General features: G+C 70.1%; 23 protein-coding genes. 6 read left to right on the plus strand and 17 right to left on the minus strand.

Annotated elements, in window-relative coordinates; translation table 11 throughout:
• Nucleotides 1–173: 173 nt before the first annotated feature.
• From AB0D57_RS25745 to AB0D57_RS25755, 3 genes are all read right to left on the minus strand, one after another.
• The gene (locus tag AB0D57_RS25745; RefSeq protein WP_362077425.1) at nucleotides 174–686 is read right to left on the minus strand and encodes a hypothetical protein; all 513 of its coding nucleotides are present in this window, start codon (nucleotides 684–686) and stop codon (nucleotides 174–176) included.
• A gap of 201 nt (nucleotides 687–887) precedes the next feature.
• Nucleotides 888–1,910: a hemolysin family protein gene (locus AB0D57_RS25750; RefSeq protein WP_362077428.1), complete on the minus strand. Its 1,023-nt coding sequence runs from the start codon at nucleotides 1,908–1,910 to the stop codon at nucleotides 888–890.
• On the minus strand, nucleotides 1,907–3,241 hold the full coding sequence (locus AB0D57_RS25755) for a hemolysin family protein (RefSeq protein ID WP_362077431.1): 1,335 nt from the start codon (nucleotides 3,239–3,241) through the stop codon (nucleotides 1,907–1,909). Before AB0D57_RS25755 ends, AB0D57_RS25750 begins: the two co-directional genes overlap by 4 nt.
• A gap of 302 nt (nucleotides 3,242–3,543) precedes the next feature.
• Here AB0D57_RS25755 and AB0D57_RS25760 point away from each other — a divergent pair, with 302 nt between their 5' ends.
• Complete coding sequence (locus AB0D57_RS25760) at nucleotides 3,544–4,506, plus strand: sporulation protein (RefSeq protein ID WP_362077434.1); 963 nt, start codon at nucleotides 3,544–3,546, stop codon at nucleotides 4,504–4,506.
• A 34-nt stretch (nucleotides 4,507–4,540) separates the two neighbouring features.
• Here the strand turns inward: AB0D57_RS25760 and AB0D57_RS25765 are convergent, their stop codons facing one another.
• Nucleotides 4,541–5,770, minus strand: coding sequence for a transposase (locus AB0D57_RS25765; RefSeq protein WP_362077587.1), 1,230 nt, complete (start codon nucleotides 5,768–5,770; stop codon nucleotides 4,541–4,543).
• A gap of 334 nt (nucleotides 5,771–6,104) precedes the next feature.
• Here AB0D57_RS25765 and AB0D57_RS25770 point away from each other — a divergent pair, with 334 nt between their 5' ends.
• Nucleotides 6,105–6,560 carry a TerB family tellurite resistance protein gene (locus AB0D57_RS25770; RefSeq protein WP_362077437.1) on the plus strand — a complete coding sequence of 152 codons (456 nt, stop codon included), beginning with the start codon at nucleotides 6,105–6,107 and terminating at the stop codon, nucleotides 6,558–6,560.
• A gap of 223 nt (nucleotides 6,561–6,783) precedes the next feature.
• Here AB0D57_RS25770 and AB0D57_RS25775 read toward each other — a convergent pair whose 3' ends face one another.
• Both AB0D57_RS25775 and AB0D57_RS25780 read right to left on the minus strand, forming a co-directional pair.
• Entirely contained in the window at nucleotides 6,784–7,725 is a 942-nt protein-coding gene (locus AB0D57_RS25775; RefSeq protein ID WP_362077440.1) for a M56 family metallopeptidase, read from the minus strand.
• Between the two features lie 4 nt (nucleotides 7,726–7,729).
• Complete coding sequence (locus tag AB0D57_RS25780) at nucleotides 7,730–8,116, minus strand: BlaI/MecI/CopY family transcriptional regulator (RefSeq protein WP_362077443.1); 387 nt, start codon at nucleotides 8,114–8,116, stop codon at nucleotides 7,730–7,732.
• A 301-nt stretch (nucleotides 8,117–8,417) separates the two neighbouring features.
• On the opposite strand from AB0D57_RS25780, the gene AB0D57_RS25785 reads away from it, so the two are divergent.
• Nucleotides 8,418–8,993: a TerD family protein gene (locus tag AB0D57_RS25785; RefSeq protein WP_362077446.1), complete on the plus strand. Its 576-nt coding sequence runs from the start codon at nucleotides 8,418–8,420 to the stop codon at nucleotides 8,991–8,993.
• Nucleotides 8,994–9,027: 34 nt separating this feature from the next.
• Nucleotides 9,028–9,264 carry a twin-arginine translocase TatA/TatE family subunit gene (locus AB0D57_RS25790; RefSeq protein WP_362077449.1) on the plus strand — a complete coding sequence of 79 codons (237 nt, stop codon included), beginning with the start codon at nucleotides 9,028–9,030 and terminating at the stop codon, nucleotides 9,262–9,264.
• A 134-nt stretch (nucleotides 9,265–9,398) separates the two neighbouring features.
• Here AB0D57_RS25790 and AB0D57_RS25795 read toward each other — a convergent pair whose 3' ends face one another.
• Nucleotides 9,399–9,989 (minus strand): hypothetical protein, encoded by a 591-nt coding sequence (locus AB0D57_RS25795; protein ID WP_362077452.1) that lies wholly within the window; start codon nucleotides 9,987–9,989, stop codon nucleotides 9,399–9,401.
• A 232-nt stretch (nucleotides 9,990–10,221) separates the two neighbouring features.
• On the opposite strand from AB0D57_RS25795, the gene AB0D57_RS25800 reads away from it, so the two are divergent.
• Complete coding sequence (locus tag AB0D57_RS25800) at nucleotides 10,222–11,364, plus strand: sensor histidine kinase (protein WP_362077456.1); 1,143 nt, start codon at nucleotides 10,222–10,224, stop codon at nucleotides 11,362–11,364.
• Nucleotide 11,365: 1 nt separating this feature from the next.
• Nucleotides 11,366–12,025 (plus strand): response regulator transcription factor, encoded by a 660-nt coding sequence (locus AB0D57_RS25805; protein ID WP_362077459.1) that lies wholly within the window; start codon nucleotides 11,366–11,368, stop codon nucleotides 12,023–12,025.
• A 516-nt stretch (nucleotides 12,026–12,541) separates the two neighbouring features.
• On the opposite strand, the gene AB0D57_RS25810 is transcribed toward AB0D57_RS25805, so the two are convergent.
• The 10 genes from AB0D57_RS25810 to AB0D57_RS25855 all read right to left on the minus strand — a co-directional run bounded on the left by AB0D57_RS25810 (nucleotide 12,542) and on the right by AB0D57_RS25855 (nucleotide 23,494).
• Entirely contained in the window at nucleotides 12,542–12,826 is a 285-nt protein-coding gene (locus tag AB0D57_RS25810; protein WP_362077462.1) for a hypothetical protein, read from the minus strand.
• A gap of 263 nt (nucleotides 12,827–13,089) precedes the next feature.
• Nucleotides 13,090–13,371: a zinc-binding dehydrogenase gene (locus AB0D57_RS25815; protein WP_362077590.1), complete on the minus strand. Its 282-nt coding sequence runs from the start codon at nucleotides 13,369–13,371 to the stop codon at nucleotides 13,090–13,092.
• 93 nt (nucleotides 13,372–13,464) lie between these two features.
• Complete coding sequence (locus AB0D57_RS25820; RefSeq protein WP_079662454.1) at nucleotides 13,465–13,803, minus strand: XRE family transcriptional regulator; 339 nt, start codon at nucleotides 13,801–13,803, stop codon at nucleotides 13,465–13,467.
• Nucleotides 13,800–14,159, minus strand: coding sequence for a type II toxin-antitoxin system RelE/ParE family toxin (locus AB0D57_RS25825; protein WP_362077466.1), 360 nt, complete (start codon nucleotides 14,157–14,159; stop codon nucleotides 13,800–13,802). The genes AB0D57_RS25820 and AB0D57_RS25825 overlap by 4 nt, the downstream gene beginning before the upstream one ends.
• Before the next feature lie 240 nt (nucleotides 14,160–14,399).
• On the minus strand, nucleotides 14,400–17,969 hold the full coding sequence (locus AB0D57_RS25830; protein WP_362077469.1) for a GH32 C-terminal domain-containing protein: 3,570 nt from the start codon (nucleotides 17,967–17,969) through the stop codon (nucleotides 14,400–14,402).
• A gap of 86 nt (nucleotides 17,970–18,055) precedes the next feature.
• Nucleotides 18,056–19,588 carry a glycoside hydrolase family 32 protein gene (locus tag AB0D57_RS25835; protein ID WP_362077472.1) on the minus strand — a complete coding sequence of 511 codons (1,533 nt, stop codon included), beginning with the start codon at nucleotides 19,586–19,588 and terminating at the stop codon, nucleotides 18,056–18,058.
• Entirely contained in the window at nucleotides 19,585–20,628 is a 1,044-nt protein-coding gene (locus AB0D57_RS25840; RefSeq protein ID WP_362077475.1) for an ATP-binding cassette domain-containing protein, read from the minus strand. The genes AB0D57_RS25835 and AB0D57_RS25840 overlap by 4 nt, the downstream gene beginning before the upstream one ends.
• A complete protein-coding gene (locus tag AB0D57_RS25845; protein WP_362077478.1) occupies nucleotides 20,625–21,578 on the minus strand; it encodes an ABC transporter ATP-binding protein in 954 nt (317 codons plus the stop codon). Before AB0D57_RS25845 ends, AB0D57_RS25840 begins: the two co-directional genes overlap by 4 nt.
• A 3-nt stretch (nucleotides 21,579–21,581) precedes the next feature.
• Complete coding sequence (locus tag AB0D57_RS25850) at nucleotides 21,582–22,502, minus strand: ABC transporter permease (protein ID WP_362077481.1); 921 nt, start codon at nucleotides 22,500–22,502, stop codon at nucleotides 21,582–21,584.
• Between the two features lie 14 nt (nucleotides 22,503–22,516).
• The gene (locus AB0D57_RS25855) at nucleotides 22,517–23,494 is read right to left on the minus strand and encodes an ABC transporter permease (RefSeq protein ID WP_362077484.1); all 978 of its coding nucleotides are present in this window, start codon (nucleotides 23,492–23,494) and stop codon (nucleotides 22,517–22,519) included.
• Between the last annotated feature and the right edge of the window lie 65 nt (nucleotides 23,495–23,559).

Here is a 23,559-nt window from a genome sequence, read left to right on the forward strand (position 1 = left end):
TCAGACCCCGCAGATAGCAGTCACCCTTGGCCCGCTGGTCCTTCCGCGGCACCGACGCGAATACGTCAGCCACGAATAACGCCAACGTCGCCCGTACACGGTTCACTTGGTGTGCATCCACACACTCACCATGCTCCCGAACAGGCCCGACCGGAAGACCTAACGGAGTCCTACTAGGGCGTGTTTCGAAAGTCCCGTCGTCCGCCCGAAGGGCGCGCCTCGCGGCGTCTGGTGCGTGCGATCGCAAGGCGCCGGAGCGCCCTAATAGCGGAGCTATTCGGGCGTTTCGGCAACGCCGCGAGCGTGCGTGCCAGACGCCGCGGGGCAGGCGGGACTTTCGAAACACGCCCTAGCACCACGTCGTCCTCAAGGGCGTCGACGTAGCGGGTGTCCTTGAACGTCTGGTAGCCCGTGAGGTCCACTCCGGGCAGCGGCTGCGCGTGCTGCCCCGGGTACGACTCCGAGCCGGTCGACGGGTCGTAGTTCGGGCCCGTGGCGATCTGCAGGATCGCCCCGCCGGAGACAGGGATCTCCGAGAGACCGGAGGTCAGCTTGTCGACGTACTTGACGCGATAGCCGAGCGCCCCGGCCGTCGAGCCGGCCTTGAAGTCGAGGACCATGCGGTCGAAGCACTCGTACTGTCCGGTCCTGATGTCCGTCAGCGGGGTGCCCGATTGGCGTGACATGTCCGCAGCGGATTCCCCCTCCGACGCGCAGTGGCCCCGCCCCGGTATTCGAGGGCGGAGCCACTATGGCCGCTGTCGCAGACCAGACCTCACGCACACCCCGCCGCGCGGTCACCAGCGCGGGCTACAGACCCGCCATGGCTGCCACCGCACGGGTCGAGGTCGCCTCGAAGCCATGCGCGGCGAACGGTTCGAGGGCCGTCACGTGGTGGCCGGGGCCGGGCCGACCAGCTCCGAGAGCACGTCCTCCATGGTGACGAAGCCGAGGACGGCGCCCCTCTCGCCGGTGACCGCGGCCAGGTGGCTGCCCATGGCGCGCAGGGCGGTGAGGGTGTCGTCGAGCGGGGTGTCGATGCGGACCCTGGTGACGGGGTGCAGGGCGGTACGCGGGAAGGGCCGGTCTCGGTCGGTGACGCCCAGGGTGTCCTTGATGTGCAGGTAGCCGAGCAGGGTGCCGTCCTCGTCCGTGACCGGGAAGCGGGAGAAGCCTGCCTCGGCGGCCGCCCGCTCCAGCCGCGCCGGGGTGACGGTGTGGTCCACGGTACGCATCTTCGGCACCGGGACGAGGATCTCGCCGATCGGGCGGGTACCCAGCTCGAGCGCATCGCGCAGCCGCTCGCCGTCGGCGGGCGTGAGCAGCCCGGCCGCGCTGGAGTCGACGACCATGCGGGCGAGCTGGTCGTCGGTGAAGACCGACTCCACCTCATCCTTCGGATCCACCCGCAGCAGCTTCAGCAGGGCGTTGGCGAAGGCGTTGATGCCGAAGATCACCGGCTTCAGGGCCCGGGTGAGGGCCACGAGGGGCGGGCCGAGGAACAGAGCCGTCGGCACGGGCGCCGCGAGCGCGATGTTCTTCGGGACCATCTCGCCGATCAGCATGTGCAGATACGTCGCCACGGTCAGCGCGATGACGAAGGCGATCGGGTGCACCAGGCCGTGCGGGATGTGCGCCGCCTCGAAGGCGGGCTCCAGCAGGTGCGCGATCGCGGGCTCGGCGACCGCGCCGAGCACCAGGGAGGAGACGGTGATGCCGAGCTGGGCGGTAGCCATCATCGCGGAGATGTGCCGCAGACCCCACAGGGTCATCCGGGCGCGCTTGTCGCCCTCCTGGGCGCGGGGTTCGATCTGACTGCGGCGTACGGAGATCAGGGCGAACTCCGCGCCGACGAAGAACGCGTTGGTCAGCAGGGTGAGAGCTCCGATGGCGAGCTGGACGATGGTCATCGGGCTTCCTCCGTGACCTGGTGCAGCACGGCCACCGGTTCGGTGATGCGAACCCGGTCGGCGCGGTGGTGGTCGACGTCCAGCACGGTCAGCTGCCAGCCGTCGAGGCCGACGATGTCACCCTTGGCGGGGATGCGGGAAAGCCGGGTGGCGACAAGGCCGGCGACGGTCTCGTACGGCCCCTCGGGCGCGATCAGTCCTATGGCAACCAGCTCGTCGATCCGTACGCCGCCGTCCGCCTCCCACACCGCGCGGCCGTCCGCCGTGGCGGGCGCGGGCAGCAGATCGGGGACCTCGATCGGGTCGTGCTCGTCGCGGACCTCGCCGACGACCTCCTCGACGATGTCCTCCACCGTCGCCACACCCGCCGTACCGCCGTACTCGTCGATGACGATGGCCATGGTGCGACTCGCGCGCATCCGGTCCAGCAGCCGGTCGGCGGGCAGGCTGTCGGGCACCAGCAGCGGGTCGGTGGCCAGCTCGGTGACCGGCGTGACGGCCCGTTTCCCGGGTTCCAGAGCCAGTACGTCGCGGATGTGGACGGTGCCGACGACCTCGTCGAGGCTGTCGCGGTAGACCGGGAAGCGGGACAGTCCGGTGGCGTGGGTGAGGTTGGCGGCGTCGGCGGCCGTGGCGTGGGCCTCCAGCGCCCGCACGTCCACGCGCGGTGTCATCACGTTCTCGGCCGTCAGCTCGCTCAGGTGCAGGGTGCGTACGAAGAGTTCGGCGGAGTCCGGCTCCAGCGCGCCCTGGGCGGCCGAGTGCTGGGCGAGCGCGACCAGTTCCTCGGGGCTGCGGGCGGAGGCCAGCTCCTCGGCGGGCTCCAGGCCGAAGCGGCGTACGAAGCGGTTCGCGGTGTTGTTGAGGTGGTGGATGAACGGCCCGAACGCGGCCGTGAAGCCGCGCTGCGGGCCCGCCACCACCTTCGCGACCGCCAGCGGGCGGGAGATCGCCCAGTTCTTCGGCACCAGCTCGCCCACCACCATCAGGACGACGGTGGAGACGACCACACCCAGCACGGTCGCCACGGACGAGGCAGCGCCGCCCAGCCCCGCCGCCTCCAACGGCCCGCGCAGCAGAGCGGCGAGCGACGGCTCCGCGAGCATGCCGATCAGCAGCGAGGCGACGGTGATGCCGAGCTGGGCACCGGACAGCTGGAAAGTCAGGCGGCGGACCGCCTTCAGCGCGCCGTCCGCGCCCCGCTCACCCACCTCGGCGGCGCGCTCCACATCGCCACGCTCGACGGTGGTCAGAGAGAACTCTGCCGCCACGAACAGCGCGCAGATGAGAGTGAGGAGCAGGGCCAGCAGGAGAAGCAGGACCTCGGTCACCGTGCCACCCCCGTCCCCGTGCTCATACGTCGCGGGTGGGAAATGGCACGGCTTGTACTGGGAGGCTCGCCCATGGCGGGACTGTCGCTCCTTCTGGTTCTCGTACGAGGTCGGTGGGTGTAGAGACAGGGTTGCCTGTCTCTACACCCACTGTAAAGGCACCGCAAAAAACCTCACTCAGCCAGGGGCCCGCCAAGCAGCGGGATCCGACGCCCTACCGCCTTCTCACGCCTCCCCTCGACCTAATCTTCTACATGCACGTAGAACCACGCGCATACGAACGTGAAGGAGTGGACGCCACCATGGTGTTCAAACGGCTGCTCGGCTCGCTCGGCGTGGGCGGGCCCACGGTGGACACGGTCCTCGACCCGGGCACCGCTCCGCCCGGCGGAACGCTGTCGGGCCAGGTCCATGTCAAGGGCGGCAGCGCCGACTTCGACATCGAGCACATCACGCTGGAGCTGGTGGCGCGGGTCGAGGCCGAGCACGATGACGGGGAGAGCGACGGCGCGGTCGTCTTCGAACGGTTCACCGTCGGCGGCGGCTTCCGGCTCACCGAGGGCGAGGAGCGCAGTGTCCGGTTCGGCGTCACGCTGCCGTGGGAGACCCCGATCACCGAGCTGTACGGGCAGGGCCTGGGCATCGTCCTGGGTGTGCGTACGGAGCTGTCGGTGGCGGGCGCGAGGGACAAGGGCGACCTCGACCAGCTGACCGTCGGGCCGCTGCCCGTACAGGAGGCGATCCTGGAGGCGCTCGGGCAGCTCGGTTTCGGGTTCCGGTCCGCGGATCTGGAGTACGGCCGGATCGGCGGCACCGGTCAGCAGCTCCCCTTCTACCAGGAGATCGAGCTCACCCCGTCGCCCCAGTACGCCCACACCGTCAACGAGATCGAGCTGACCTTCCTCGCCGGTCCGGGCGGCTTGGAAGTGGTGCTGGAGGCGGACAAGCGCGGCGGCTTCCTCTCCCCGGGCCACGACGCGATCACCCGGTTCACGGTCGGCCACCACGACGTCCGCGACTGGCCCGCCGAAGTCGACGGCTGGATACGGCAGTCGGTCGAGCACCGGGCGTCGTACGGCTCCCATGCCGCGTACGGGCACGGCTCACACGGGCACGACGAGCACGACCACCGTTCCGGTCCGGGGATGGGCACCGCGGTTGCCGCGGGCGCGGCGGGGCTGGCGGTCGGTGTCGTCGGCGGCATGGTGGCGGCCGAAGTCATCGACGAGGTGGGCGACTTCTTCGAGGGGGACGAGGAAGATTGAATCCTCCCCTCCCTGGAGGGAGGGGATTCCTGGCTCAGGCAGCCATCCGGGGCGGCGCCCCGGATGGTCTTATGCCCTCGACACCAGCCGGGTTGAGACCAGCCCGGACAAGCATCACGTGTGCGGAGTTCTTGTCCCGTGGGGACACGGTGTTGCACACGGTGCAGGTGTAGATGCGTTCTCCCAGCGGCAGTGCGTGCTTGGCTCTCGCTCCGCAGTGCGCGCAGTCCATCGTGGTGTGCGCGGGGTGTACCAGGTGCACGATGCGTCCGTGCTTGCGGCCCATCTCCATCAGGGCCTGTTTGGTGGCGCCGATGGCGGCGTCGGCGGCCTTCTTGGCCATGGTGGTCCTGGCGAGGAACTTCGGCTTGAAGTCCTCGACAGCGATCGCGTCGTGGTCGGTCACGACCTTCTTCGCCCACTTACGCCCGGCGTCCTGCCGCCGGCGGGCGATCTTCTGGTATGTCTTCGCCCGCCACTTCCTGGCCTCGCGGTAACCCTTGGAGGCCGCTTGCCCCTTGGCGGGCTTGCGGCGGGCCATCATCCGGTCGTACCGGGACAGCTTCTCCTCGGCCCTGCGCCCGTGCTGGGCGTGGGGGAGGTCATGGGCGTCGCTGGTGGTGGTCGCAGTCTCCTTCACACCCCAGTCGATGCCGATCACGCGGCCGGTCCCGGCAAGCGGCCGCACCTCGGCGGGGACGACGAAGCTCGCGTACCAGTGCCCAAGGCTGTCCTGATACACGCGCACCGATGACGGGTCGGCCGGAAGATCTCGCGACCACACCACCGTCAAGGCGATGCCGCCCGCCAGACACAGCCTGCCGTCTTTGAGACGGAAGCCGCGCCGGGTGTAGTTCAGCGTGGGCAGCGTCTCGCGCTTCTTCTTCCACTTCGGCATCCCGGCCCGGCGATGCTGCAAAACCCGACCGCGGATGTCCTTGTGAGCCTTGGCCTTGGACCTGCCGAAATCCCGGATGAGTTGCTGCTGCGGAACGCTGGAGCCCTCACGCAGCCACGGCGTGCGAGCACGGGCGTCGGTCAGCATCTTGTCGAGCTGCGCCGGGCCGCAGGTGCGCTTGTCGGTGCCCTCGGGACGGTTCTTGTTCCAGGCGTGGGCCTGCTTCGACTTGGCCACGCACTCGTTCCACACCCACCGGCACCGGTCCCACTCCGCCATCAGCAGCACGTGGGCGGTGGACGACACGCGAAGCCGGAACGTGTACCGGGCATGCCCCGCGCCGTCAGCCCCTGCCGCTTCCGCCACACCCTCACCCCCGCCCGAAGTACCGGTCACCCACCCCTGCCGGACGACCATACGTACGAGATCCACACGCCCGCGCCCCTCTCCCGTCACGATCACACCCATCAGCGAACATGAGTACATGCGTTCGCCCGCACTCGGCTCCGCCGAGCAAGTCGCAGCGGCGCTCCGCGCCCGCGTCGCTGTCACGGGATGCGATTCCTCCCCGGCGTAAACGCCAGGGCCTCCTCGCAAGAGACCAGGTGAACGGCTGACTGATAGCTTCTACATTGCTGTAGAAGAATGCTGTCCGGGCCGCCCCGGCCCGGACACACCTCAGACACCGTACGGAGCTCTCATGGCCCTGTGGGACCGCATCAAGGAGTCCGCATCGACGATGCAGACCCAGCTCGAGGCGAAGAAGAACGACCTCAAGAGCGGCGCCTTCCGCGACGCCGGCATGGCGATGTGCGCGCTGGTCGCGGCCGCCGACGGCACCATCGACCCGTCCGAGCGGCAGCGCGTCGCCCAACTCATCGCCACGAACGAGGTGTTGCAGAACTTCAACGCCGACGACCTGCGTCGCCGCTTCGACGACAACCTGAACAAGCTGACCGCCGACTTCGCCTTCGGCAAGGTCAGCGTCCTCCAGGAGATCGCCAAGGCGAAGAAGAAGCCCGCCGAGGCACGTGCAGTCATCCAGATCGGCATCGTCATCGGCGGTGCCGACGGCGACTTCGACAAGACCGAGCAGGCGATCGTGCGCGAGGCGTGCTTCGCGCTCGACCTGCCGCCGCACGAGTTCGACCTCTGACCTTCTGAGGCAGCCGGGCCGTACGCCGACGAGACGTCGGCCCGGAACAGGAAGGCCCGCTGCCGCGTCCCGCCCTACGACATACGAACCATACGAACCAAGGTTCATCGGTTGAGGGGGCGGCGTTGAGCAGTCACGGGAGCACACGAGCGGCGCCGACGAGCGGACCTGGGCGGGCAGGAACCGCCCGGCGAAGGCCGATCCCGGGGCCGCCCGCGTGCCCTCAGAGTGGCGTCGCCGCGTGCAGGATGAGGACCATCGTGACCGCGGAGTTCGCGGAGGCCAGCGCGGACACCGCGGTGCCGGCCGCCGCCGCCCAGGCCGCGAGGCCCACCGCCGTGAACATGGATGGCCAACTGCGGGCTGCGGGGGCCGACTTGAGTAGCGCCGCGACACGACGCGGCACCGGCCCCGGTGCCGCAAAACCCGCGAGGGTCGGCGCCGGGGTGCCTCTGGAGACCAGCGCCGCCTTGCCGATCGCGCGGGCCACTACCGCGCGCGCACCGACGGCACGGGCGGCGTCCTCGTCCGCCCATCGCTCCGTCGTGCAGGACACCGCCGTACTCAGCGGACGCAGGAACGGATTGGCGCGCGCCGCCAGTTGTACGGCCAGCAGGAACCGGTGGTGCCGGGCCGCCAGATGCACGCGTTCGTGGGCGAACAGGGCGCGGCGCTCGGCGGGTTCGAGACGGGACAGCAGGGCTGTGGTGACCACGACCCGGTCCCGGACGCCGTGACCGGTGCCGGGCAGGGCATACGCGTACGGCACCTCGTCCGGCAGCACCGCGATCTCCCTGCCGGGCAGTCCGGCCAGTGCGCGGTGAGCCCGGCGGCGTACTCGACCGTGCCGCCACAGACTCCTGCCGCACGCCACCAGCACGGCGAGCAGTGCGGGGATGGCCACCTTCCCTGCCACCTCGTCGTACGGGACGGCCTCACGCACCTCGGGGTCCGACCAGCCGTCGGGCAGCGGATTGCCGGGCAGTTGCGCGGTGCCGACGACCATCAGCAGGCCCAGACACACGGTGCTGCACGCCGCCATGACGACGGCCACGCCGGTCAGCAGCCGCGTGGCCGTCTGCGGATGCAGGTGCTGCTCGGCCAGCCGGGCGACCGGCCACGCAGTCAACGGCAGCACCAGCGGCAGAAAGACGAACACCCCCATGCGTTCAGTCTTCCCTCTCCGCTTCGGGCTGCCCCAGCAGTTCGCGCAGCAGCCGTTCGTCGTCCGGGCCCAGCGCGGTGACGAAGCTCGCGAGGACGGCTTCCCGGTTCCGCTCGCTGTCCAGTACCTTGCGCATCTTGCGCGCGGCGAGCCCTGCCTCGTCGGACGCCGGGGTCCAGGCGAACGACCGGCCCGCGCGCTCGCGGGTCACCGCCCCCTTGTCCAGCAGCCGGGTCAGGATCGTGACCACGGTCGTATAGGCAAGGTCCGAGCCGAGCCGCTCCTGTACCCAGCCCGCGGTCGCGGGCCCCTCCGCCTCGCGCAGGGCCGACAGAACCTGCGCCTCCAGTTCACCCTGCCCCCGCCGGGGACGCTGCCGCCGGTCCGTCACGTCCTGTCTCCCTTCCCTGGGACCTGTCCGGCCGATCATGCCGCAGACGCGGGGTGTGGCACGCGCATCTGCTTTCCTGCGACTTGATCGGCCGGACAGGTCCTAGCCGAGTACTTCACGAGCGATACATCCACTGCGCGGGCATTGCATCGTAGAAGCCGCGTTGCCCGGACACATGCCTGGATACATGCCTGGATACAGCCTTCCACATTTTCTACAGTGCTGTAGATTTCGAATCCGGGTCTGTACCGCGGGCCCGGACCGTACATGCCGAGCAGTGCGCACCAAGGAGGAGAGCAGCGTGGGAGTTTCCCTGTCCAAAGGCGGCAATGTCTCGCTCAGCAAGGAGGCGCCGGGCCTGACCGCCGTACTGGTCGGCCTGGGCTGGGACGTACGGACCACGACGGGCACCGACTACGACCTCGACGCGTCCGCCCTCCTGGTCGACGAGTCGGGCAAGGTCCTCTCCGACCAGCACTTCATCTTCTACAACAACCTGAAGAGCCCGGACGGTTCGGTCGAGCACACCGGCGACAACCTGACCGGCGAGGGCGAGGGCGACGACGAGTCCGTCAAGGTGAACCTCGCGGCCGTGCCCGCCGAGGTCGCGAAGATCGTCTTCCCCGTGTCCATCCACGACGCCGAGAACCGCGGCCAGAGCTTCGGCCAGGTCCGGGGTGCGTTCATCCGAGTCGTCAACCAGGCCGGCGGCGCCGAGCTCGCCCGCTACGACCTGTCGGAGGACGCGGCCACGGAGACTGCCATGGTCTTCGGCGAGCTGTACCGCAACGGTGCGGACTGGAAGTTCCGTGCGGTGGGCCAGGGTTACGCGTCCGGCCTCGCCGGGATCGCCTCCGACTTCGGCGTCGGCGTCTGACCCGTCGCCGCGCCCGCCCAGAGACAGGACCCGAATGTTCGGACTGAGCGAACTAGCGATCATCCTCATCGTCGTCATACTCGTCCTCGGCGCCAGGAAACTCCCCGAACTGGCCCGCTCCGCAGGCAAGTCGGCCCGCATCCTCAAGGCCGAGGCCAGGGCGGCGAAGGACGACCGAGCCGAGGCCGGGACCGAGGAGCGGTCGACGCCCCGTGTCATTCAGGGAGAGATCATGGAACCGGGTTCCGGGCAGTCCCGGCCGCAGAGCTGAGGCATCGCGAGTCCGTTCTCGCCTCCCGTCATCCACTCCCCCGGTCCTCACCATCGAGCCCCAGGCCTCCGGCCTGGGGCTCGATGCGTTACTGGCTCAATGCGTCAACGCGTCACCCCTGAGCCGCCCCTGACTCAACCCTGACGCGTCTCCCCGGTCCGCGGGGTGTGCAACAGGGCGGCCGAGAGCCAGATCAGGATGACGCCGACCAGGATGTGCAGCGAGCTCGTGAGCAGGGACTCCGGCAGCGAGGTCAAGAACGCGAACAGTGGCAGGACGACGGCGTACCCCCACGACGGGATCCTTGGGAACACCCGGGCGCGGAGCAGGGCCGCCCCGAACAGGGCGCAACCTACGGCGAAGACGGTCGCGGAACCGATGAGCACGGGGATCGTGGGGCCGGTCAGGGTCTCGTCCAGGGCGTCGTCGTCGAAGTAGAACAGCACCAGGTTCGCGGCGAACGCGGCACCACCGAACAGGCCGAGACCGATGAGGTTCACGGTGTGGGCGACGTCCCCGAAGCTGCCGGTGGCCGCACTCTGCCGCCGGTGCAGCGCGGTGAGCAGCGGCAGGGCGAACGCCGGGGACAGGGCGAGCGGGACGCTGGTCGCGGAGGTCTCCCCGGTGAATACCTCGATCAGCGCGGGCAGGGCGAGCAGCAGGCCGGACAGCACACCGCACAGGGCACCGGCACGGACTGTCGATGAGGTGATGGGCGAGGACATGGGACCGCTCCGGTTGCTCGGACAGTGGGTCAGGGCGGCAACCGTAGGGAGCGGGCGATGGGCGACGGGAGGTGAAGGGCGGCGACATCGGTGGCCGAAGGTCACCATCTCCCGGGCACTGCACGGCCGTTCGGCATGTGCCGCTCGGCCCGACGCGGCCGGAGTTTCCCCGCCGGGGTCACTCGGAGGCCGCGTTCGGCTTAGCCTGGCGACAGCGGGTGAGGGGGTGCGCATGGCGGCGTATGTGCCCGTGCGGTGGGTGGCGCCTCTGCTGTACGGCGCGGTGCTCGTCGGCGGTCTGTACTACGCGGCGGCCGGCCTGGGCGACGGCCCGGGGCCGACGGTGTGGCGGACGGTCGGCTTCGTCGCCGCGATCGGGGCGCTTTTCGCCCTGGAGGCGGCGGGACACCGCCGGCCCGCGGTCCGGGTGCCGCTGCTGCTGGCGCGGTGCGGTCTGATCGGCGCGGTGGTGCTCCTCGACGCCTCGGGACTGTCCCAAGTGCTGGTCGTGCTGGTGCCGTTCACCGCATACTTCGCCTTCGGCCGCACGACCGCGCTCGCGCTGGGCGCCCTGTGCCCGGCCGGGCTGCTCACCGCGTACCTGCTGACCGCACCCGGCTGGTACCAAGACCTGGAGCACGTCTCCGATCTGCTGATGCTCACCGTCGGCCTGGTGCTGGCGCTCTCCATGGCCGCCGTGGCCGTCGACGAGCAGCGCGCGCGGCTCGAACTCCAGGAGTCCGCCGCCCGGGTCGCCGCGCTGTCCGCCGCCACCGAACGCAACCGGCTGGCCCGGGACATCCACGACAGCCTCGGTCACCATCTCACCGCGATGTCAGTGCAGTTGGAGATGGCCTCGGACTTCCGGGCCCTGGACCCCGACGCGGCCCAGCGGGCGCTGAACGAGGCGAGGCGGTCGGTGCGGCTCGCGCTGGGCGACGTACGGCAGTCGGTCCGCGCGCTGCGCGGCGAGGCGGCGCGCCCCGCGCTGTCGGCCGCGCTGGCCGGCCTGGCGCGAGACGGCGGGGCGCCGCCGCGGGTCACCGTCGAGGTGAGCGGCGACGAGGACGGCTACGGCACGGCCGAGCTGACCGCCCTGTACCGGGCCGCGCAGGAGGGCGTGACCAACGCGCGCCGTCATGCGCTCGCCTCGCGGGTGACGGTGGTGGTCCGGCTGGCCGGGGACAACGCGCGGCTGGTGGTGACGGACGACGGCCGCGGCTTCGCACCGGACGCGGCCGTCACCGGGTTCGGGCTCGTCGGGATGAGGGAACGGGTGCAGCTGGTGGCGGGGAGGGTGGAAATCGACAGCGGCCCGGGCGCCGGTACACGACTGACGGTGACCGTTCCGCGCGGGAAGACGGGGGAGATGTGACATGGATCAGGGGCCGACGCAGACGTCTGTACGGGTGCTGGTGGTGGATGACCAGCGGCTCATCCGGGACGGCATCGCGTCCCTGCTGTCCATCCGGCCGGGCATCGAGATCGTCGGTACGGCCGTGGACGGCCGGGACGCCGTGGCGAAGACCCTGGAGCTGGACCCGGACGTCATCCTCATGGACGTCCGGATGCCGGAGATGGACGGAGTCGAGGCGGTGGCCGTCCTGCGCGGCCGGGCGCCGGAGTGCCGAGTGGTGATGCTGACGACGTTCGACGACGAGGAGTACGTCGTACAGGCACTGCGCGCCGGAGCCCACGGCTACCTGCTCAAGGACCTGCCCGCCGAGGAACTCGCCCACGCGGTACGCCTGGCGCACGCCGGCGTCACCCAGCTCGACTCCTCCGTCGCCCGCCACCTCACCGCCGCCCTGCCGTCCCCCGCCCCCGCCGACGCGCCTCCCGCCGTCTCGCTGAGCCCACGCGAGACGGACATCCTGCGGCTCCTGGCACACGGCCACACCAACCGGGAGATCGCCGCACGCCTCTACCTCAGCGAGGGCACGGTCAAGAACCACGTCTCCCGCATCCTCACCCGCCTCGCCCTACGCGACCGCACCCAGGCGGCGCTCCGCGCCCGGGACCTCGGCCTGTTGTGAAGCCCATTGTGGGTAGCCGGCCCGGCACCGGCAGCAGCGACCGGCCCACGGCCCACTCAGCGTCTCCGAACCGGCGAGCCAGACGGTCACACTCCAGGGCGACCGAGCTGGACCGCCCGGCCATCGACACGGAACGCTGCGGCACCGGGGCCTCCTGATGCTGCTCGGTGATTCGACACCGACGAGCTGTTCAGGAGGCCCGCCGGCCCGGGCACCAGCACGCTGATGACCAGACGGCTGACCAGACTGGTCAAACAGCGTCCTGCTGCCCAGCCCGCACCGGCCGCGGCAGCGCCCTGGCCGGTGCGGATCAGGGCCGGCTCCGGCGGGATCCGGCTGGCGCCCGCGAGCCTGCGCTGAACGCGCCACAGACCGAGGCCGCCGTCGGCCGGCTCGATAAGGAGACCCGCTCCTCTGCGGACTGGACAGGCAAAGCTGTCCATGGCCCGGCAGCTCTCCGGAGGCGAGTGCCCTGGGTCGACGACGAAATCGTCAGGCAGTCGCCGACCGGCTGTGTCACTGGAGGGAGTCGTTTCGAGCCGGCTCCTTCCGCTGCTGGTACTGCTCGTTCCAGAGGTCGGCGAGCTCGCCAAGTGCGCTGTTGATACGGCCGAGTTCCCAGAGCAGGTAGATGCTGGCTCCGGCGAATGGGATCCACTCACCCCAATGGAAGATGAGAACCGGCATATACAGCAGGCCGACCAGGACAAAGAATTTGACGAAGATGGCTGTGTACGTCTGGTTACGTTCGACGATGACACGCTCTCCGCGGCCGTGGATCCACTGCAGGTGCGATCTCATGACTACCCCCTTGGGCTCTGGGTGGACATCATCCCGTCCGCCGCTCTGTGAGTGCTAGTACGCGATCGGGGCGGGTCAGACCTCGATGCAGGCGACGACGACCACGGTTATCTACGGTTCTGATCTGGCCTTTGTTGTGTGAGGCACATGGGCTCATCGGTTCGTGTGTCGGCATACCCGCCAACATGCTCAGCCAGGTACACGGGAACGTGCCCACCGGGAACGGTGCGCGGGAGCTGAAGAGAACGTTCGGCCGCCCAGCCTCAAGGAATGATGATGACCTTGCCTCGGGTCCGGCCGGCCTCACTGAGGCAGTGGACGTCTGCGAGGTCGGTCAGCGGGCGTGACTTGCTGATGTCGATGGCGACCGCGCCCGCCTCGACGAGTTCCACAAGCGCCGCCAGTTGCGCTACATCGTTTCGGGCGACCATGTGCATCGCAGTCACCCCGGCATCGGCAGGTGACTCGACCGGGGTCGCGATCGAGACAATACGCCCGCCCGGCCGCACCAGAGGCGCCAGAGCTGCGGCGTCCGGCGGGCTCAGCGCTCTCCCCCCCTCGTCCCAGGTGGAGCATCGTCCCTGACGAGTTCGCCTGCCGGGCTGCGCATGATCCTGGACCTAAGCCTGTCGATCGGGTCAGCCGAGGACATAGGTCTCATCACCGAAGTCAGCGACGATCTTCAGCTTGCCGCCGAGCGCCTTGACGTAGGCAGCGAGGGTGTCGACCTCGCTGCGCTCCAGTTGGCCCTTCTCGATGCGCGAGACGCGGGCCTGGGTGACACCCATGGCTTCGGCAACCTGGACCTGTGTGGTGTGCTGCCGCTTCCGCAACTCGGCGAGGCGGTGCACACGGGAGGCCAGGACCATCGCCTGCGCCCCCTTCTGGATCTGATCCTTTTCGGCGTCCGTGAAGGCGAAATCCTCGGCCAGGTCTCCCCAGGAGACGGCCTGCGGGTCCTTGAGGTGATCAGTCATCGTGCCCCGTCCTCTCCATCGATTCGCTTCAGATGCTCCGCGTATGCCTGCTCCGCCTGGGGCACAGCGACGCGGTACCAGCCGGACCAGTTGCCCGCCTTGTCACCGCCGACCAGGATCACAGCCTGGCGGTCCGGGTCGAACACGAACAGCAACCGCACTTCCGTGGCCCCCGCCGAGCCCGGGCGGAGTTCCTTGAGGTTCGGTAGCACCGACCCCTTGATCGTGTCCACCAAAGGCCGGCCCAGCGCGGGACCTTCCTCCTGAAGAGCAGTGACAGCCTGACTGACCTGAATCAGGGTGTCGCGGTCAGTACGGCGCAGGCCGTGAAGCCACGAAAGAGCCGGCTCGACCACGACAATCTTCCAAGTCACGCATGAGCCCCCATCTGCAATTTATTACACTGACAGCATACATCACTGGTGTCATAATGGGAGTGGCTGCGGTTCTCGCCGTCCCCTCCGTGCTCGACGACCCGCCTGCGGAGGGCCCCGGTGCGCGGAGGAGACTGCGGGTGGGCCCCGGTGTGCGGATACCTCACCCGGCCGGCGGGCGGAGCCTCCGCGGTCACGGTTGCTTGTCGGCTTGACCAACGGTCACAGCTCCTGCGCGTAGGTGTCCTGGTACGCCGCCCTCCCGCCGAACACATTCAGGGCGATGTGGCCATCGGCGTACGTCGTGTCCGTCACGTCGATGATCCGTGTGCCGTTGAGGAACACCTGGATGCGGTCGCCCTCGGTGAGGATGCGGACGGGGTAGGTCGTGCCGCGGCGGACCAGGGCCGGGACGCGGGCGAGGGCGGCGCCGTCGTCGAAGTAGCCGTTGGCCTTGGCGACCAGGCGGATCACGCGCAGGTCGGGGTCGATGTTGAGGCAGTAGGCGTCGGTGGCGTCGGAGGAGGCGCGCCAGAGGAGGGAGAGGGCACCGCCCGTGTCCGGGTCGGGGCCGCCGAGCCGGACCAGGGTGGTGAGGTCCAGGTCCGTCGCCGTGCGGGCCGAGATCGCGTTGGAGTCCTTGTCGAAGCTTGCGGCCCGGCCCGCGCTGTCCGTGGACCAGCGGCCGGCGGGGGTGATCGTCAACTTGCCGAGGTCCGAGCGGAATTCACCGCCGGCCGGAGCGGCCACGAGCGGCTTCACCCGGTCCACCAGGCGGAAGGTGCTGTCCAGCCTGTGCACCTTGAGCGAGTCGACGTGCGCGGTGCCGCCCTTGGCGTAGAAGGCCATGCCGTCGGCGTCCGGGCCGGGGAAGACCAGGCTCGTCACGGCGGCCTGTCCGTCCGCGCCGAATGCCTCGACCGAGGACGAGTCGACGTACACGCGCAGGGTCACGCGGCCGTCGGTCGTCTTCATCGGCGCGGTGGTGCGACCCGTGAAGTACTGCGTGAAGTCGCTCAGGCCCGATGCTGAGCGGTCCACGAACAACTCCTGCGCCTCGGCGTCATATCCGACTGTCGTGTGCTGGTCGTCGTCGGTCCGGAGCCGGAAGCCGATCTCCTTGGCGGTGCCGAGGGTGATCTCGGCCTCGATCTCGTAGCCGACGCCCCGGACTCCCGCGAGCGGGTTCGCGGAGTCGGGGCCGACGGCGAGGTCCTTGCGGGTCGTGGTGGACGTACGCAGCGCGACCAGCTCCGGGACCGGGCGCTGTGCCAGGCGTACGCCGTCGGCGGTGTCCGTGAGGGTCAGTTCGCGGGGAGTGCTCAGCTGGCCGTTCCAGGCGCCGGTCGGGGCGCTGAAGGGGTAGTCCCAGTTGCTCATCCAGCCGAGCCAGACGCGGCGGTCGTCGGGCAGGCCGTAGAAGGACATGGCGGCGTAGTAGTCGCGGCCGGAGTCGGCGCGCAGGACCGTGCCGGCCTTCTGGTCGGGAGTGAAACCGGTGCCGTTCCACTCACCCGTGAAGTACTGGGCGGCCGAGCCGTTCGTGGCGCGTACGGCACCGGTGCTCAGGGTGAGGACCCACTTCACCTTGTCCTTGTCGCCGTCGACCGGCAGCGGGAAGAAGTCGGGGCACTCCCAGACGCCGGGCGTGGCCCAGTCGCCGTAGCCGAAGGAGCTGACCTGGGTCCAGGTGAGGAGGTCGGTGGAGGTGAAGAAGCAAATGTGGTCGCCGCCGGAGACGACCATCAGCCACTGGTCGTGGGCCTCGTCGCGGATGACCTTCGGGTCGCGGAAGGTCCAGCCGGCGTCGGGGCCTCCCGGGTTCTGCACGGCCGGACTTGAGCCGCCGTGCCACTGCCACGAGCGGCCCTTGTCCTTGCTGTAGGCGATGCGCACGCCGGCGTTTCCGCCCGGCTTGTCCGGGTGGTAGCTGGTGTAGTACGCGATCAGGCCCGAGCCGCCGTCGAAGAGGCCGGAGGTGTCGTCGGCGTCCACGACCGCGCAGCCGGTCCAGCAGTGGCCGTAGGCGTTCCAGGGCAGGGCGATCGGCAGGGGCTGCCAGTGGACGAGGTCGGTGCTGACCGCGTGCGCCCAGCGGCCCTCGTCCTGGTGGAAGAGGTGGTACTCGCCGTCGTAGTGCAGCAGGCCGCAGGGGTCGCTGGTGGAGCCGGTGAGCTGGGAGTAGTGGTACGTGGGGCGGTACGGCTCGGTGAAGTAGTCGGCGGTGCTGTGGACCTCGACGTTCTGGAAGTACGACGTCCCGTGCGCAGCCGCGGTGCCGAAGGTGGCTCCCTTGGTGCGGGACACGCGGGTCTTGAGCGCCCGTACGCCGTCCACGTACACCTCGACCGTCCTGCCCGTCGCGCGGGCCTCGACGCGATAGGTGCCGCCGGACGCGATGCGCCGGACCGGGCCGGCAGCGGAGGCGAGGCGGGCGCCGGAGGAGCGGTCCAGCAGGACGACGGCGTTGCGGCCGGCTTCCAGGCGGGCTTCGTAGCCGCCGGAGCCGTTCGCGGACGCGCGCAGGACGAGGCCGGCCGAGGAGGAGGGGCCGCCGGGTGTGATGTCTGCTCTCGCCACCAGGTCGCCGTCGGTGAAGGGGGCCGTGCGCAGGCCGTTCTCGCCGCGGATGCCGCGCAGGTCGGGGGTCCAGGTGCCGGAGCGGGCCGTCCAGCCCTGGAGGCCGGTGGCGAGGTCGGCCGCGGCGATGTTCTCGAAGGACACCGCGCCGGCCGATGCCGTGACGGCGAGTCGGCCCTTGGTGTGGGTGGAGTCCTGGGCGGTGATGACGGGGCTGTAGCCGTCGGGAGAGAGGAAGTTGGTCTGCCAGTGCACGCGCAGTTCGTCGCGTTCGGCTTCGACGCGCAGGCGGTAGACCGTGTCGGCCTTGATGGTGGTCGCGTAGGTGCCGAGGGTGACGTTGCCATCGATGCGGTAGAGCCTCAGCCTGCCCTGGGCGGGGTCGACTTGGACGCCGTAGCCGTGCGTGGCCGTGGCGTCCGTGCGCACCAGCAGTGAGGCGATGGCGGAAGCGTCGTGCAGGAGCAGGTCGGCCTGGAGCGCGGTGTCGTACGTCTTGGTCGTGGTGATGGCGCGGGCGGTGGCTCCCTGGGTCGGGGCCGCGCGCCAGCCCAGCGGACTCGCCGTCCAGGTGCCGCCGCTCGTGGTCCAGCCGGTGAGGTTGGTGGTGACTGAGGAGAGGGAGGGCGGGCCGAAGGTGACCTTGCCGCCCTGGGCGAGCAGGCCCACCGAGCCGGTGTCGTGGCGGTGGTCCTCGGTGTGGAGGAGCCGCTTGCCGTCGACATGCACCGTCAGCTCGGGTCCGTCGACTGCCACTTCGAGGTCATAGGGTCTTGCGGTCCGCGCGCCCGGAAGTGGAGCGGTGGCGAGTGTGTCGCCGCCGGCCAGGTCGTAGAGCCGTATGCGGGAGCGGCCGGGGTCGAGGGCGACCGCGTATCCGGTCGAGCCGTCCAGGGCTGCCCGGAACACCAACACGCCCACGGAGGAAGAGGATTGGGGCGTGACGCGGGCCGCGTACGTGCCCTTGGCCGCAAGTTGCTGCTCGGACAGGGCGAGGGCGGGCCCGCGACGGCCGGCGGTCGCCTTCTGGCCGCCGTCGGAGGTGCGGGTCCAGGTGCCGGTGACGGGGACGGGGTCGGGAATCGGGGTGGCGGCGGGGGTCGCTCCGGCAGCGCTCGGGGCGGCCTGTGCTGCGGGGAGGATGCCTCCGAGAGGCAGCAGGGTGGCGGCGGTTCCTCCGGCGAGCAGGAGGGTGCGGCGGGACACGCTCATGGCAGCTCCTGAGGAGAGCAGGGGAGGGTGCGCCACGGCCCGCGGGGTGACGTTCACCCCGCGGGCCGTGGTTGTGTGTAAGACCGTCACGGCCACAGCGGCCGGGGTCCGTCGGTGAAGGCCGACGCCATCTGCCAGGCATCGAACCGCTCCAGGGCCACGTCGCCGTGGGCACCGATACCGACGCCGACGGCCTCGTCCGGGCGGGTGGGGTAGATGCGGGCGGTCAGGGCACGCCCGTTGGCGAAGATCTCCAGTGCGGAGTGGTCAACGAGGATCCGCAGGTCGACCCGGCCGTCGGGGTCCAACGGCAGTTCGCCGTACCGGGGTTCGGTGTCGACCGTCGGGTCGAGACTGCTGATCTCGCGGCGCAGGCGGAGCGTGCCGCCCGTTCCGTCGGGCGCCCTGCTCACCTCCACGACCGTGCGTTCCGCGCCGTCCGGTGTCTCGCGGACCACGAGCCGGGCGGTCGCTCCGGGAGCGAGACGCAGGGTCGTCTCGATGTCCAGCTGGTCCCCGCGCACGGCGGGCAGCCGGGTGTACGGGTCGGCCAGCCGGCCCGGAGCCATCTCTACGCGCTCCCGCCGCAGCTCGGTCAGCTCCGGTACCGGGGCCTGATGCAGGCCGCCGTCCGTGGCGAGCGTGACGACCCTCGGCAGGGACATCACACCGCACCAGCCGGCCTGCGCGTTCGCCTCGTCCGTCCGGCCCTCCTGGAGCCAGCCGAACATGATGCGGCGGCCGTGCTCGTCGCGAGTGGACTGGGGGGCGTAGAAGTAGCGGCCGCCGTAGTCGAGGCGGTGGAGGGCGGTGGGGGTGAAGGTGTCGCCCTGGTAGCGGCCGGTCCAGTACAGGGGGTGGTGGGTGGTGTCCTCATCCCAGGCGGAGAAGACCAGCGCGTCGGTGCTGCCGGCCTCCTCGTCCTCGCCGAGCCGGAAGAGGTCGACGCACTCCCACATCGTGCCGGTCCAGTCGAGCTCGCCCCGGTTCTGCGAGGCGTCACCCGTCAGCAGGGGGCCGACGTAGCGCCAGCTGCGCAGGTCGTCGGATTCGTACAGGAAGGCCGTTCCGCCGATGCCGCGGATTCCCGAGCCCACCAGCTGGCGCCACACCTGGCCCTCCCGCCAGACGCAGTGGTCGCGGAAGGCCGTGATGTCGGCGCCCTCGGGCGGGGCGGTGATGACGGGGTTGGCCGGGTCCTTCGTCCAGTACCTCAGATCCGCCGATCCCCTGGCCACACAAGGGAGTTCATGCTCGCCGTGCCTGCCCGAGTAGACGAGCGTGGGCACACCGCCGTCGTCGACCAGGACACCGGACCAGCAGCCGTCGCGGTCGGGGCCGTCGGTGCCGGGGACGAGGGCGACCGGTTCGTCGGTCCAGTGGACGAGGTCGGTGCTGGTGGCGTGGCCCCAGTGGATGCGGTGGTGGGCGGCGGCGAGCGGGTTGTACTGGTAGAAGAGGTGGTAGACGCCGTTCCAGTGGCTCAGCCCGTTGGGGTCGTTGAGCCAGCCGCCGGGCGAGGTGAAGTGGAAGCGGGGGCGGTGTGGGTCGCGCAGGGCGCGTTCGGCCAGCCCCTCGGCGATGGGGGTGCCGGAGGGGAGGGTGAGGTCGTGGGTCATGCGGCGGTGGTCTCCGCTTTCTCGGGGTCGTCGGTGGCCTCGCCGTCCGGCCGGTCGGTGGCCTTCAGGACGCGGCGGGCGATGTCGGAGGCGGGTGCGCGCAGGTGGCAGCGCACCCAGTGGGGCTGTCCGCCGTTCTCGCCGACGATGTGGCGGACGGGCTCGGTGCGACTGCACGTGCCGTCGTCGCCGTAGGGGCAGGACGTGGGGTTGAGGATCTCCTCGCGCAGCCGGGCGCGTTCGACCGGGTCGTAGCTGCCGGCCCGCTCGGGGTCGGGCACGGCCGACAGCAGGAGGCGGGTGTAGGGGTGGGCGGGGGCGTCCATCACCGCCAACGCGTCTCCGCCCTCGACGAGTTCGCCGGCGAACATGACCATCGTGGTGTCCGCGAGGTAGCGGGCGGAGCCCAGGTCGTGCGTGATGTAGAGCATGGCGATGTTCCGCTCGTCGCGCAGGCGCCGCATCAGGTTGAGCACGCCGACACGCACGGAGACGTCCAGCATCGAGGTCGGTTCGTCGGCGAGGACCAGCCGGGGCTCGACGGCGAGGGCGCGGGCGATCGCGACGCGCTGACGCTGGCCGCCGGAGAGCTCGTGCGGGTAGGACTGGAGCATGTCCTCGGTCAGGCCGACCGTCGTCATCAGCTCGCGCAGCGCCTCGGGGGTGGCGTGGCGGCCGTGCAGGACGAGGGCGCGGGTGAGGAAGTGCTCGATGCGGTGCACGGGGTTGAGCGAGCCGAAGGGGTCCTGGAACACCATCTGGACCTTGCGGCGGTACGCCCGTGATACCCGGCGCCGCTCGGTGCGCAGGATGTCCTCGCCGTCGAGCAGTACCTGTCCGGCGGAGGGCTGTTCGAGGCGGGCGAGGCAGCGGGCGATGGTGGACTTGCCGCTGCCGGACTCGCCGACCAGGGCGGTGATCCGGCCGGCCGGCAGGTCGAAGGACACGTCGTTGACGGCACGGACGCGGCGCCGGGAGAAGACGGTGCCGACCTGGAAGTCCTTGGTCAGACCGCGTACGGACAGCAGGGGCTGGGTCATCGGGGGGCTCCCTGGGCACTCTGGGCCACCCACCGGCCGGGGGCGATCTCGCGCAGGTCGGGGATGTTCATGGAGCAGTCCGAGCGGTCCTCGGGACAGCGGACGTGGAAGCCGCAGCTGTCGGCGGTGCGCGGGGCGTCGAAGAGGCCGGTGAGTTCGCGGCGCGGGCCGGTCAGCGGCGGGAAGGCGTTCATCAGCGCCTCGGTGTAAGGATGGAGCGGCTTGCTGAAGAGGTCCTTGGCGTCGGCGAGTTCGACGATCCGTCCGCCGTACATCACGCCCATGCGGTCCGACAGCTCGACCATCAGGGACATGTCGTGGGTGATGAAGAGGATGGAGAAGCCCAGCTCCCGCTGGAGGTCGCGGATCTGCGCCATGATCTCCTGCTGCACGACCACGTCGAGCGCGGTGGTCGGCTCGTCCATGATCAGCAGCCTTGGCTTCAGGGCCACCGCCATGGCGATGACCACGCGCTGGCGCATACCGCCGGAGAGCTGGTGCGGGTACGCCTTCAGCCTTCCCGGGTCGATGCCTACCAGCTCCAGCAGCTCACCGGCCCGCTCCCGCGCGGCCCGCTTCTTCATCCGCTCGTGGGTGGTGAAGATGTCGACGATCTGCTCGCCGATGGTCAGGACGGGGTTGAGCGAGTTCATCGCCGACTGGAAGACCATGGCGATCTCCCGCCACCGGAAGGCGCGCAGCTCCCGTGCGTCCAGGGCGAGGACGTCGCGGCCCTGGAAGCGGATGCTGCCCGCGGTGATTTCCGCCGGGGGCTTGAGCAGTCGCATCACCGCGTTGGCGATGGTCGACTTGCCGCAGCCGGACTCCCCGGCGAGGCCGAAGATCTCTCCGGCGCCGATGGAGAAGGAGACGTCGTCGGCGCCCACGACGGTGCGTCCGTCGCTGCGGTATTCGACGCGCAGGCCGTTCACCTCAAGTACGGGTTCCATGGCTCAGCCCCTCCTCTCACGGCGGGCACGGCGGTTGCGCAGCCTCGGGTTGGTGATCTCGTCGACCGCGTAGTTGACCAGCGCGAGTGCGAAGGCGACGAGGGCGATGCACAGTCCGGAGGGCACGAAGGCCCACCAGGCGCCGGTCATCAACGCGCCGTCGTTGCTGGCCCAGTACAGGTTGGTACCCCAGCTGACGACACTGCTGTCGCCGAGGCCGAGGAATTCCAGGCCGGCCTGGGCGCCGATGCCGAAGATCACGCAGCCGAGCAGCGTGGTCATCACCACGGACGCCATGTTGGGCAGGATCTCGCGGAACATGATCCGCAGCGGGCGTTCCCCGGTGACGACGGCGGCGGCCACGAAGTCCTTGCCCCGGATCGACTTGGCCTGTGCGCGCAGGACTCGGGCGGAGCCCGCCCAGCCGGTGACAACGAGCACCAGGATCACAGTGGAGGTCCCGGGCGGCAGGAACGCGGCCAGGATGATGAGCAGCGGGAGGCCGGGCAGCAACAGGAAGACGTTGGTGACCAGGGTCAGCGCGTCGTCCACGACGCGGTCGAAGTACGCGGATGCGAGGCCGACGACGATGGCGACCGCGGTCGCCACGAGCCCAACGGTGAACCCGACGAAGAGCGAACTGCGCGCACCCCACAGGGTGAGGGCGAGGACATCCTGTCCCTTGGCGGTTGTACCGAGCCAATGAGCGGCCGACGGGGTCTGGCTGCCCGTGGAGTTGATCAGGGACGGGTCACCCGGGGCGAGGACGGGCGCGAGCAGGGCAAGGAACGCGAAGACGGCGAGCAGGATCAGCCCGGTCAGCGCCTTCTTGCTGTCGATGAGCTGGCGCACCAGTCCGCGCCGGCGGGACGTGCGTGCGGGGGCTGTCGGCGTGGTGGCCGTCGCGATTTCGATGGCGGTCATGTCGGCAACCCCCTTCAGCGGACGCGGACGCGCGGGTCGAGGCGGACGTAGACGAGGTCGACGAGGAAGTTCGCGAGCAGCACCGCCGCCGTGATCGTCAGGAAGATGCCCTGCATCAGCGGGTAGTCCAGGCCCTGGACGGCCATCAGCAGCTGGTAGCCGATGCCGGGGTAGGCGAAGACGACCTCGGTGAGCAGCGCGCCGCCGACGACGAAGCCGAGCGCCATGCCGAAGTTGGTGACGGAGGGCAGCAGTGCGTTGCGGGCGGCGTAGCGGAACATGATCCGTGACGAGCTGAGCCCCTTGGCCTCGGCCATCGTGATGTAGTCCTCGGCCGTTGTGGCGATCATGGTGTTGCGCATGCCGAGCATCCAGCCGCCGATGGAGACCAGCACGATGGTCAGCGCCGGCAGCACCAGGTGGGTGGCGACGTTGGAGAGGAATTCGCCGTTGAAGCCGGGGGTCAGTCCGACGTCGTAGGCGTGCCGCATGGGGAACCAGCCGAGGCTCACCCCGAACAGGTACAGCGCGCCCATGGCCAGCCAGAAGTAGGGGAACGAGCCGACGAAGATCAGCAGGGGCGGGAAGGCGGAGTCGAGGACGCCGCCGCGCCGCCAGGCGGCGACGATGCCGAGCAGGTTGCCGAGCACGGCCGCGATGACGAGCGCGACGCCACCGAGGAGCAGGGTCCAGCCGATCTGCGAGCCGATCACGTCGGTGACCGGGGTCGGGAAGCGGGTGATGGAGATGCCGAGGTCGCCGGTGAAGACGCTCTTGATGTAGCTGAGGTACTGCTCCCACAGGGGGCGGTGGTCGAGGCCGAGGAGTTTCCGCAACTGGGCTATCTGGTCGGGCTGCATCGTGCCCTGGGCCTGCGCGAACATCCGGGAGACCGGGTCGCCCGGCATGAAGCGCGGGAGCACGAAGTTCAGCGTGAGGGAGGCCCAGAAGGCGAGCAGATAGAACCCCAGGTTGCGCAGGATGAGACGCACGGGTCGTGCTCCTGTCGTAGGGGGTGCGGGGTGCGGGGGGGCGGTGGGGAGCGGCCGTCCGGGGA

It is taken from the genome of Streptomyces sp. NPDC048275 (assembly GCF_040652275.1).
Lineage (GTDB): Bacteria > Actinomycetota > Actinomycetes > Streptomycetales > Streptomycetaceae > Streptomyces.